10 protein-coding genes are annotated in these 11034 nt (G+C 64.2%); 7 read left to right on the forward strand and 3 right to left on the reverse strand.

Annotated features, from left to right (window positions below; genetic code table 11):
• The first annotated feature begins 17 nt into the window (after nucleotides 1–17).
• Both prpF and prpD read left to right on the forward strand, forming a co-directional pair.
• Nucleotides 18–1208 (forward strand): 2-methylaconitate cis-trans isomerase PrpF, encoded by a 1191-nt coding sequence (gene prpF, locus CAG18_RS17200; protein WP_054572632.1) that lies wholly within the window; start codon nucleotides 18–20, stop codon nucleotides 1206–1208.
• Between the two features lie 154 nt (nucleotides 1209–1362).
• Nucleotides 1363–2847, forward strand: a complete 1485-nt coding sequence (prpD, locus tag CAG18_RS17205) for a 2-methylcitrate dehydratase (protein ID WP_085721248.1) — start codon at nucleotides 1363–1365, stop codon at nucleotides 2845–2847.
• 209 nt (nucleotides 2848–3056) lie between these two features.
• On the opposite strand, the gene acnB is transcribed toward prpD, so the two are convergent.
• Complete coding sequence (gene acnB / locus CAG18_RS17210) at nucleotides 3057–5666, reverse strand: bifunctional aconitate hydratase 2/2-methylisocitrate dehydratase (RefSeq protein WP_085721249.1); 2610 nt, start codon at nucleotides 5664–5666, stop codon at nucleotides 3057–3059.
• 406 nt (nucleotides 5667–6072) lie between these two features.
• Here acnB and CAG18_RS17215 point away from each other — a divergent pair, with 406 nt between their 5' ends.
• Nucleotides 6073–6552, forward strand: coding sequence for a DUF1289 domain-containing protein (locus CAG18_RS17215; RefSeq protein WP_015269719.1), 480 nt, complete (start codon nucleotides 6073–6075; stop codon nucleotides 6550–6552).
• A 69-nt stretch (nucleotides 6553–6621) separates the two neighbouring features.
• On the opposite strand, the gene queD is transcribed toward CAG18_RS17215, so the two are convergent.
• A complete protein-coding gene (gene queD / locus CAG18_RS17220) occupies nucleotides 6622–6978 on the reverse strand; it encodes a 6-carboxytetrahydropterin synthase QueD (protein WP_015269720.1) in 357 nt (118 codons plus the stop codon).
• 53 nt (nucleotides 6979–7031) lie between these two features.
• Entirely contained in the window at nucleotides 7032–8111 is a 1080-nt protein-coding gene (locus CAG18_RS17225) for a patatin-like phospholipase family protein (protein ID WP_085721250.1), read from the reverse strand.
• A gap of 197 nt (nucleotides 8112–8308) precedes the next feature.
• Between CAG18_RS17225 and CAG18_RS17230 the strand changes: the two genes are divergently transcribed.
• From CAG18_RS17230 to CAG18_RS17245, 4 genes are read left to right on the forward strand one after another with little or no spacing between them, the layout of a single operon-like run.
• Complete coding sequence (locus CAG18_RS17230; RefSeq protein ID WP_015269722.1) at nucleotides 8309–8620, forward strand: PepSY domain-containing protein; 312 nt, start codon at nucleotides 8309–8311, stop codon at nucleotides 8618–8620.
• A complete protein-coding gene (locus CAG18_RS17235) occupies nucleotides 8620–8934 on the forward strand; it encodes a PepSY domain-containing protein (RefSeq protein WP_013971918.1) in 315 nt (104 codons plus the stop codon). The genes CAG18_RS17230 and CAG18_RS17235 overlap by 1 nt, the downstream gene beginning before the upstream one ends.
• The gene (locus CAG18_RS17240; RefSeq protein ID WP_013971919.1) at nucleotides 8935–9603 is read left to right on the forward strand and encodes a response regulator transcription factor; all 669 of its coding nucleotides are present in this window, start codon (nucleotides 8935–8937) and stop codon (nucleotides 9601–9603) included.
• Nucleotides 9600–10919 carry a sensor histidine kinase gene (locus CAG18_RS17245; protein ID WP_085721251.1) on the forward strand — a complete coding sequence of 440 codons (1320 nt, stop codon included), beginning with the start codon at nucleotides 9600–9602 and terminating at the stop codon, nucleotides 10917–10919. Before CAG18_RS17240 ends, CAG18_RS17245 begins: the two co-directional genes overlap by 4 nt.
• The last annotated feature ends 115 nt before the right edge of the window (nucleotides 10920–11034 follow it).

Below are 11034 nucleotides of genomic sequence, written 5' to 3' on the forward strand. Positions count from 1 at the left end.
GACAGGACAGCACATCCATGGCTCATGTACCGCAAGTAAAAATCCCCGCCACCTACATCCGTGGCGGCACCAGCAAAGGCGTGTTCTTCCGCCTGCAAGACCTGCCCGAGCAGGCGCAGATCCCCGGCCCGGCCCGCGACGCACTGCTGCTGCGGGTGATCGGCAGCCCCGACCCTTACGGCAAGCAGATCGACGGCATGGGCGGTGCCACTTCGAGCACCAGCAAGACCGTGATTCTGTCGCAGAGCATCAAGCCTGAGCACGACGTCGACTATCTGTTCGGCCAGGTCAGCATCGACAAGGCCTTCGTCGACTGGAGCGGTAACTGCGGCAACCTCTCCGCCGCGGTCGGTTCGTTCGCCATCAGCAGCGGCCTGGTCGACCCGGCGCGCATTCCGCGCAATGGCATCGCCACCGTGCGCATCTGGCAGGCCAACATCGGCAAGACCATCATCGCCCATGTGCCGATCACCGAAGGTGAAGTGCAGGAAACCGGCGACTTCGAGCTGGACGGGGTGACCTTCCCGGCCGCCGAGGTGCAGCTGGAATTCCTCGATCCGGCGGCCGACGAAGATGGCGACGGCGGGGCGATGTTCCCCACCGGCAACCTGGTCGATGACCTCGAGGTGCCGGGTGTCGGTACGTTCAAGGCGACCCTGATCAATGCCGGCATCCCGACCATCTTCGTCAATGCGGCGGATATCGGCTACACCGGCACCGAACTGCAGGACGCCATCAACGGCGATCCGCAGGCGCTGCTGCGCTTCGAGACGATTCGCGCCCATGGCGCCGTGCGCATGGGCCTGATCGACAACGTCGACCAGGCTGCCGGGCGTCAGCACACACCGAAAGTGGCTTTCGTCGCGCCGCCGAGCACCTACACTGCGTCCAGTGGCAAAGCGGTGCAGGCAGGTGATATCGACCTGCTGGTACGGGCCTTGTCGATGGGCAAGCTGCACCATGCAATGATGGGGACGGCCGCGGTGGCCATCGGTACCGCGGCGGCCATTCCGGGCACGCTGGTCAACCTCGCCGCAGGCGGGGGCGAGCGCAGCGCCGTGCGTTTCGGCCACCCCTCGGGCACCCTGCGGGTGGGGGCCGAGGCGCGCCAGGTGAATGGTGAATGGACAGTGACCAAGGCAATCATGAGCCGCAGTGCTCGCGTGCTGATGGAGGGCTGGGTTCGCGTGCCTGGCGATAGCTTCTAACGCACCACTGGCGCTCGGCTTTAGTTCGTTGGGGCCGCTTTGCGCCCCTTCGCGGGCAAGCCCGCTCCTACACGGTTAGCGCGGTACCTGTAGGAGCGGCCTTGTGTCGCGAAGGGCTGCAAAGCAGCCCCGGCAATTCTGAAGGGAGCTGGATATGAGCGCCAACGTAGACCTCAACGCCCGCCCGGACTACGACCGGGTGCTGCAAACCCTCGCCGATTACGCCCTTACGTACCGGGTCGAATCCGCCGAAGCCCTGGACACCGCGCGCAACTGCCTGATGGATACCCTCGGCTGCGGCCTGCTGGCCCTGCGCTTCCCCGAATGCACCAAGTTGCTGGGCCCCCAGGTTGAAGGCACCGTGGTGCCCAACGGCGCCCGCGTGCCCGGCACCGCCTACCGCCTCGACCCGGTCAAGGCTGCCTGGGACATCGGCTGCACGGTGCGCTGGCTGGACTACAACGATACCTGGCTGGCCGCCGAATGGGCCCACCCCTCGGATAACCTTGGCGGAATCCTGGCCGTTGCCGATCACCTGTCGCAGAAGCACGTGGCCGCAGGTGAGGCACCGCTGCTGATGCGTGATGTGCTCGAAGCCATGGTCATGGCTCACGAGATTCAGGGCGTGATGGCGCTGGAAAACGCCTTCAACCGCGTTGGCCTCGACCACGTGATACTGGTCAAGGTGGCCTCAACCGCGGTGTGTGCCAGGCTGATGGGGGCCAACCGTGAGCAGATGCTGAGCGCTCTTTCCCATGCCTTCGTCGACGGCCAGGCGCTGCGTACCTACCGCCATGCACCCAACGCTGGTTCGCGCAAATCGTGGGCCGCCGGGGATGCTTCCAGCCGTGGCGTGCGCTTGGCCGACATTGCCCTGCGTGGCGAGATGGGCGTGCCTGGCGTGCTCACCGCGCCGCAGTGGGGCTTCTACGATGTGCTGTTCAGCCACACCAACAAGGACCTGGCGCTCAAGCCGTCCGAGCAGCAAGAGCTGCGCCTGCCGCAAGCCCTGGGTAGCTACGTGATGGAAAACGTGCTGTTCAAGGTCAGTTTCCCTGCCGAGTTCCACGCCCAGACCGCCTGTGAGGCTGCGGTAACATTGCATCCGCTGGTGCGTAACCGCCTGCACGAGATCGACCGTATCGTCATCACCACCCAGGAGTCGGCGATCCGCATCATTTCCAAGAGCGGTCCGCTGGCCAATGCCGCTGACCGCGACCACTGCCTGCAGTACATGGTGGCAGTGCCGCTGATTTTCGGGCATCTGGTGGCCGAGCATTACGAAGACGCCTTCCATGCCAACCATCCAAGCATCGACCGCCTGCGCGAGAAGATGGAGGTGGTTGAAGACCCGCGCTTCAGCCGTGAGTACCTGGAGGCGGACAAGCGCTCGATCGCCAACGCACTGCAAGTGTTCTTCAAGGATGGCAGCAGTACCGAGCAGGTGGTGGTGGAATACCCGATCGGGCATCGCCGGCGGCGAGGGGAGGGCATACCGTTGCTGGAGGCCAAGTTCAGGGAAAACCTGGCGACGCGGTTTGCGCGGCAGCGGTGTGGGGAGATCGTGGATGTGTGCAAGGACCAGCAGAAGCTGGAGCAGATGGCGGTGCACAGGTTTGTCGACCTGTTCGTGATCTGAGTCGGCCTGCACAGCGCTCAAGGCCTGTGCAACCCCTGTAGGAGCAGCCTTGCGCTGCGAAGAGGCCATTAAAGCTCAGGAGAGTCTGTCGCCTTGCTGGCCTCTTCGCAGCGCAAGGCTGCTCCTACAGGGATCTCGGCTGGTGCGGGCAAAACAAGAAAGCCCCGACATTTCTGCCGGGGCTTTCTTTTACATCTTTACAACTCAGCTTACGCCTGAACCACCGGGATCTTGGCGTTGGCTGCCGCTTCGCGGAACTCGGCGATCTGGTCGAAGCTCAGGTAGCGGTAAACGTCGGCAGCCATGCTGTCGATGTCCTTCGCGTACTGCATGTACTCTTCAACGGTCGGCAGCTTGCCGATGATCGAAGCGACAGCGGCCAGCTCGGCCGATGCCAGGTACACGTTGGTGGCGTCGCCCAGACGGTTCGGGAAGTTACGGGTCGAGGTGGAGACCACGGTCGAACCGGTCTGCACACGTGCCTGGTTACCCATGCACAGCGAGCAGCCTGGCATTTCCATGCGTGCGCCGGCCTTGCCGTAGATGCCGTAGTAGCCTTCTTCGGTCAGCTGGTGAGCGTCCATCTTGGTTGGCGGAGCCAGCCACAGACGGGTCGGGATGCCGCCCTTGACCTTGTCCAGCAGCTTGCCGGCAGCGCGGAAGTGGCCGATGTTGGTCATGCACGAGCCGATGAACACTTCGTCGATCTTCTCGCCCTGTACCGAAGACAGCAGGCGGGCATCGTCCGGGTCGTTCGGTGCACAGAGCACAGGCTCTTTCACTTCGGCCAGGTCGATTTCGATGATTTCGGCGTATTCGGCATCGGCGTCGGCCGACAGCAGCTCAGGCTTGGCCAGCCAGGCTTCCATGGCCTGGGCGCGGCGCTCCAGGGTGCGGGCATCGCCGTAGCCTTCGCCGATCATCCAGCGCAGCAGGGTGATGTTGGACTGCAGGTACTCGGCGATGGCCTTCTCTGGCAGCTTGATGGTGCAACCGGCAGCGGAACGCTCGGCAGAGGCGTCGGACAGCTCGAAGGCTTGCTCGACGGTCAGCTCGTTCAGGCCTTCGATCTCGAGGATGCGGCCGGAGAAGATGTTCTTCTTGCCCTTCTTCTCGACGGTCAGCAGGCCCTTCTGGATGGCGTAGTAAGGGATGGCGTGGACCAGGTCACGCAGGGTGATGCCTGGCTGCAGTTTGCCCTTGAAACGCACCAGCACGGATTCTGGCATGTCCAGCGGCATGACGCCGGTGGCGGCGGCGAAGGCCACCAGGCCGGAACCGGCCGGGAACGAGATGCCGATCGGGAAGCGGGTGTGCGAGTCGCCACCGGTACCTACGGTGTCAGGCATCAGCATGCGGTTCAGCCAGCTGTGGATGATGCCGTCGCCCGGGCGCAGCGACACGCCGCCACGGGTGCGGATGAAGTCTGGCAGGGTGTGGTGGGTGGTGACGTCGATCGGCTTCGGATAGGCCGCGGTGTGGCAGAACGACTGCATCACCAGGTCAGCGGAGAAGCCCAGGCACGCCAGGTCCTTCAGCTCGTCGCGGGTCATCGGGCCAGTGGTGTCCTGGGAGCCGACGGTGGTCATCTTCGGCTCGCAGTAGGCACCTGGGCGCACGCCCTGGCCTTCTGGCAAGCCGCAGGCACGGCCGACCATTTTCTGTGCCAGGGTGAAGCCCTTGCCCGAATCGGCAGGCTGCTCCGGCTTCTTGAACAGGTCGGAGGCGCCCAGGCCCAGTTCGGCACGGGCCTTCTCGGTCAGGCCACGGCCGACGATCAGCGGGATACGGCCGCCAGCGCGGACTTCATCCAGCAGCACTTCGGTTTTCAGCTCGAAGGTGGTGACCAGTTCGTCGCTGCCGTTACGGCGCACTTCGCCCTTGAACGGGTAAACGTCGATGACGTCGCCCATGGCCAGGTTGGTGCAGTCGAATTCGATCGGCAGGGCGCCGGCGTCTTCCATGGTGTTGTAGAAGATCGGGGCGATCTTGGTACCGAAGCAGAAACCACCGGCGCGCTTGTTCGGTACGTACGGGATGTCGTCGCCGAAGAACCACAGCACCGAGTTGGTGGCGGATTTGCGCGAAGAGCCGGTACCGACCACGTCACCGACGTAGGCAACCGGGTAACCCTTGGCCTTGACCGCTTCGATCTGGGCCAGCGGGCCGACCGAACCAGGCTGCTGCGGCTCGATGCCGTCGCGGGCCATCTTCAGCATGGCCAGTGCGTGCAGCGGGATGTCAGGGCGCGACCAGGCGTCCGGGGCAGGGGACAGGTCGTCGGTGTTGGTTTCGCCAGGCACCTTGAACACGGTCAGGGTGTACTTGTCGGCGATGGCCGGACGCGAGGTGAACCACTCGCCGGCAGCCCAGGATTGCAGCACGGCCTTGGCGTGAACGTTGCCGGCCTTGGCTTTTTCGGCCACGTCATGGAAGGCATCGAACATCAGCAGGGTGTGCTTGAGCTGTTCGGCCGCGACGGCGCCCAGTTCGGCGTCATCCAGCAGTGCGACCAGCGTTTCGATGTTGTAGCCGCCCTGCATGGTGCCCAGCAGTTCGGTGGCGTGCTTGCGGTCGATCAGAGGCGACTTGGCTTCGCCTTTGGCGACGGCGGAGAGGAAAGCGGCCTTGACATAGGCAGCTTCGTCGACCCCTGGCGGTACGCGGTGGGTGATCAGGTCTACGAGGAAGGCTTCTTCGCCGGCCGGCGGGGTTTTCAGCAGCTCGACCAGGCCTGCAGTTTGTTCGGCGTTCAGCGGCTGGGGCACGATACCCAGGGCGGCACGCTCTTCGATGTGTTTGCGGTAGGCTTCAAGCACAGTTATTTCCCTCATCAGTGGTCCCTAAAGGGGGTCCGGGACGCTCATCCAGCATTCAATGCACCCATGCGCTGCCACGGCTTTGTGGGCCGCCCAGCCAGAGTCGCAAAGAATCCTTACAGAAGCTGCTTTCAAAGTTTTACGCCAGCAGAACGGGGAGCTGATGAGGGCTGGCACGGGCATGCGAGGGATGCATGGCCCGGGCCAACGCCGTTCTACCGGATGAACTGTGCTCGTGACGCTTTGAAAACAGCTTCCAACGGACATTGTTGCCTTTGAAAAGGCGGGATGATTCTACGGCAAAAAAAGCCCGAAGGTAAGGCGGCGAAGATGACTTTAACGAGTGACCCTGGTTAGACAAAGGGCTAACATGGGTTCGTGTTCCATCGCCAAGCTGTTGTTTTTCATGTCCAACAAGTCCATCAAGACCCCTTGTGTCGGCCTGTGCTCCACGGTTTACGGAGACACGGTTTGCCGTGGCTGCAAGCGGTTTCACCACGAAGTGATCAGCTGGAACGGCTACGACGATGCGCAGAAGCGCGCCGTGTGGCTGCGCCTGGAGCAACTGCTGGTGCAGGTGATGATGGCCAAGCTGGAGGTGTTCGACAAAGGTTTGCTGCGCCAGCAACTGGAGCAGCGTTCCATCCGCTTTGTCGAGCAGCAGTCGGAATATTGCTGGGCGTACCAGCTGATTGCCCGCGGGGCGCGGATGATCCGTGACCTGGAAGCCTATGGCATGGTGCTGTTGCCGGAATTTCGCGACTGGGAGCTGCCGCAGTTGCGCGACGCCATCGACCGCGAGTTCTTCCTGCTGTCCGAGGCGCATTACCAGCGCTACATCGCCCCCGGTTTCCTGCGCGATGCCTTGGAGGCGGGGCAGGGCTGAAGCTTTGTTGGGGAAGCTGCCGGCCTCTTCGCGGGCATTGCCCGCGAATGGGCTGGTGCGTTTACCAAATCAGTCGCCGGTATATTCGCAACCGCTGGTGCAGGTTTCGTGGATGCGCACCTTCGACAGTTCCGGCAGCAGCGGCTTGACCTGGTCCCAGATCCACTTGGCGATCACTTCGCTGGTAGGGTTTTCCAGGCCCGGGATGTCGTTCAGGTAGTTGTGGTCCAGTTGCTCGTAGATCGGCTTGAAGACCGCCTTGATCTCGGCGAAGTCGCGGATCCAGCCGGTGTGCGGGTCGAGCGGGCCGGTCAGGTGCAGGCCGACCTTGAACGAGTGGCCGTGCAGGCGACCGCATTTGTGCCCGGCAGGGACGTGCGGCAGGCGGTGGGCCGACTCGAATGTAAATTCTTTAAAAATTTCCACGCTGTCATAACTCTGTGTGAATCAAGAATGCGCGCAGTCTACCAGCATGGCCGCTACAAGGCTTGCAGGCGTTCATGCAACCGCCCGGTGGCAATCAGCTCCAGCAACTCGTCGCCCAGCCGCTGGCTCTCGGCAATGGCCTTGTACCAGTAGCGCTTGCGGCCAGGCGCATCGCCCATGAAACGCTTGAAGTCATTGCGGTCGGGCAGCTTGCCGTAGGGCAGGGCCGCCAGGTACTGCGGCGAGGGCGTCATCAGCAGCACGTTCTGCAGGCGCGTGGCATCGCCCTTGCGCCAGGGCAGGGCCTTGTCGAACCAGCCGGGTACGACCTTGTCGGTGAAGTGCGGGTACAGCACCAGGTCGTCGCCGCGGTAGGGCAGGTCGAGGTGGTAGTCGAGCAGGCCGCCGTCGCGGTAGGTGCCTGCACCTGCGCCAGGGATGTCTTTCACGCCTTCCATGACCATGGGGATGGAGCCCGAGGCAAGCAGGGCATGGCGCAGGTTGGCCAGGTCCAGCGGCAGGCAGCGCGAGGGGAAGTCGGTCAGTGCGTCGAGCGGCGGCGTGGCGCGGCCGTCGTGCAGGATGATGCGCTCGAAGTGCCGTGCCAGGCGCGAGCGGCCGAGCAGGTTGCTGGCGATCACCGAACCCAGGCCGAGGCCCAGGCGGCCGCGATGATCGTGGGCGAGCTGGCCATGGCTCTTCACCACCAGGATGTTCAGGCGATAGTGCGGGTTGGCCAGCAGCTGGCCGTCGCGGCCTTGCAGCAGGTCATCGAGCATGTGTTGGCAGCTGCGGCTGATTTCGGCCGGGGTGACGCCCTTGGCGAAATCCTGCTCGGTGTACAGTTCGCCCAGGCGACGGATGCCTGCTACCGGGTCGTCGAGGCAGGCACTGGCAAAGCGCCAGGCGCCGATCGAGGCGCCGATCAGCGCACGTTGGCGTGGCGCCGACGGCAGCCACTCACCGAACAGCGCCAGGTCCAGGCCCTGGATGCCCAGCGGCTTCGGCCCGCCAGCCGCACCCGGCAGCACACCGACATCGGCCGCCTGCAGGCCGCGCTCGCGGACCTGCCGCAGGGCACGTTGGCCGGCCTTGAAGGTGAGGGCGGGGTATTTCATGTGAATGGCGCTCATGGCGGGTCTCTTGGGCGGCAGGCGAGTCATTGTAAAGGGTTCAAGGCATGCACAGGTATTTGTGCCATTGCCGAGGCCTGTGATGAACGGGTGGGAGCTGCGCTATCATGGCGCCAGTTGTTTTCAGGTTGAATTAAGGACCGGTGGTTAATCTTAACCCCGTAGACAACTTGTACAGTTCTCAGGAGAGAAGAACGATGAAACGCATGACTGCCCTGTTCACCGTAGCCGCCGCCCTTGCCCTGGGCGCCCATTCCGCCATCGCCAAGGATGTGCAGCCCGACGAAGTGGTCAAGCTGGTAGATGCCAAGACCGTCAAGTCGCTGGACGAACTCAAGGCCGCCGCCGTGGCCAAGCACCCAGGTGCCACCGTCACCGACTCGGAACTTGAAGATGAGTACGGTCGCTACATCTACAAGGTCGAGCTGCGCGACACGCAGAACGTCGAATGGGACGTGGCGCTGGACGCCAAGACCGGTGAAGTGCTGAAGGACGAGCGGGACAACTGATGATCCACCTACTGCGGCCGGCGCGCTACTTCGCGCTGGCGCTGCTGGCCGTGTGTTCCCTGGCCGTTGCCCGAGACCTCGATCAGGACGAAGCCCTGGAACTACGCCAGAAGGGCATCATCCTGCCGCTCGAGCATCTGCTGGAAACCGCCCTGGGGCGTCACCCCGGGGCGCGCCTGCTGGAGGCCGAGCTGGAAGAAGACGACAATCGCTACGAATACGAAGTCGAGTTGCTGACAGCTGAAGGCGTGGTGCGCGAGATCAAACTCGATGCCAGCAGCGGTGCCCTGCTAAAAGACGAGGAAGACGACTGAATGCGCCTGTTGCTTGTCGAGGACAATGTACCGTTGGCCGATGAACTTACCGCAGGCCTGCAGCGCCAGGGCTACGCCGTGGACTGGCTGGCCGATGGCCGCGACGCGGTGTACCAGGGCCAGAGCGAACCCTACGACCTGATCATCCTGGACCTTGGCTTGCCGGGCCTGCCGGGCCTGGAGGTGCTGGCCCAGTGGCGTGCCGCCGGCCTGGCCACGCCGGTGTTGATCCTTACTGCCCGTGGCTCGTGGGCCGAGCGTATCGAAGGGCTGAAGGCCGGGGCGGATGACTACCTGAGCAAACCCTTTCACCCCGAAGAGCTGCAGCTGCGCATCCAGGCGTTGTTGCGCCGTGCCCGTGGCCTGGCCAACCAGCCGACGCTGGAAGCGGCCGGCCTGCACCTGGACGAAAGCCGGCAGTGCGTGAACCGTGACGGCGTGGATATCCAGCTGACCGCCGCCGAGTTCCGCCTGCTGCGCTACTTCATGCTGCATCCGCAGCAGATCCTGTCCAAGAGCCACCTGGCCGAGCACCTCTACGACGGTGAAACCGAGCGCGACTCCAACGTGCTGGAAGTGCACGTCAACCACTTGCGACGCAAGCTGGGCCGCAGCGTCATCGAGACCCGCCGCGGGCAGGGCTACATCTACGCCGGGAGCGCCGCGTGAAGTCGATCCAGGCGCGCCTGAGCCTGGGCCTGGTGGCGGTGCTGGTGGTGGTCGGCCTGGTGCTTGCGCAGCTGACCCTGTGGTTGTTCGAGGTCGGCCTGCAGCGCTACCTGGAGAATGGCCTGCGCAAGGAAAGCGAAAACCTGCTGGTGGCCCTGGTGCGCGGGCCTTCGGGCCTGCAGCTGGATGAGCGGCGTATCTCGGCCGCCTACCAGCGGCCGTTTTCCGGCTATTACTTCCGCATCGATTTCGATAAAGGCACCTGGCGTTCCCGGTCGTTGTGGGATCTGGACATGCCCAAACCCGCCGCGCCGGGCCTTTCCGACAGCCACGAACTCGGCCCGGAAGGCCAGCAACTGCTTGCCCTGCGTGCCGACTACCGGCGCCTGGGCCAGGACATCTCGATCAGCGTGGCACAGGATTATTCACCGGTACGCGAAGGTTTCCGGCGCCTGCAGCAAATCGGCCTGGGCATGGGCCTGGTGGCGCTGATCCTGGTGCTGGTGTTGCAGCGCATCACCGTGACCCGCTCGCTGCGGCCGCTGGAGCGGGCACGCCAGCAGATCGCCCAGTTGCAGCAGGGCCAGCGCTCGCAGCTGGATGCCGAAGTGCCCAGCGAACTGGCGCCGCTGGTGGGGCAGATCAACCACCTGCTGAGCCATACCGAAGACAGCCTGCGCCGCTCGCGCAATGCCCTGGGCAACCTGGGCCATGCATTGAAGACGCCGCTGGCGGTGTTGCTGAGCCTGGCCTCCAGCGAGCGCCTGAAAGACCTGCCGGATGTTCGCGCGCAGATGCGCGAGCAACTGGAGCAGATTCAGCAGCGCCTGGCGCGTGAGCTGAACCGTGCGCGGCTGGCGGGGGATGCGCTGCCTGGGGCGCAGTTCGACTGCGACGTCGAGCTGCCGGGGCTGCTGGGGACACTGGGCATGATCCATGGCGAGGGCCTGCTGTTGGCCAGGGATGTGCCGCCCGGGCTGCTGCTGCCGTGGGACCGCGAGGACTTCCTGGAGCTGCTCGGCAACCTGCTGGACAACGCCTGCAAGTGGGCCGACAGCGAGGTGCGGCTGGGTATCGCGCCCTATGCCGAGGGCTATCAGGTGTGGGTCGATGATGATGGCCCCGGTATCCCCGAGGGCCAGCGGCAGCAGGTGCTGGAGCGCGGTTCGCGGCTGGACGAGCAGGTAGACGGGCACGGGCTGGGGTTGGGCATCGTGCGCGATATCGTCGAGGCCTGGGGCGGGCGCCTGGCGCTGCTGGATAGCCCGTTGGGCGGCTTGCGGGTAAGCATCGACTTGCCGCGCAAGGCTCGGTAATGCCGGGGGCGCTTTGCAGCCCATCGCCGGCAAGCCAGCTCTCATAGAACAACACATGACTCATTGGTTCGGCGAGGTTCTGTAGGAGCAGCCTTGTGCTGCGAAGAGGCCGGTA

The sequence above is a fragment of the Pseudomonas sp. B22(2017) genome (assembly GCF_002113105.1).
In the GTDB taxonomy this organism is placed as follows: Bacteria; Pseudomonadota; Gammaproteobacteria; order Pseudomonadales; family Pseudomonadaceae; genus Aquipseudomonas; species Aquipseudomonas asiatica.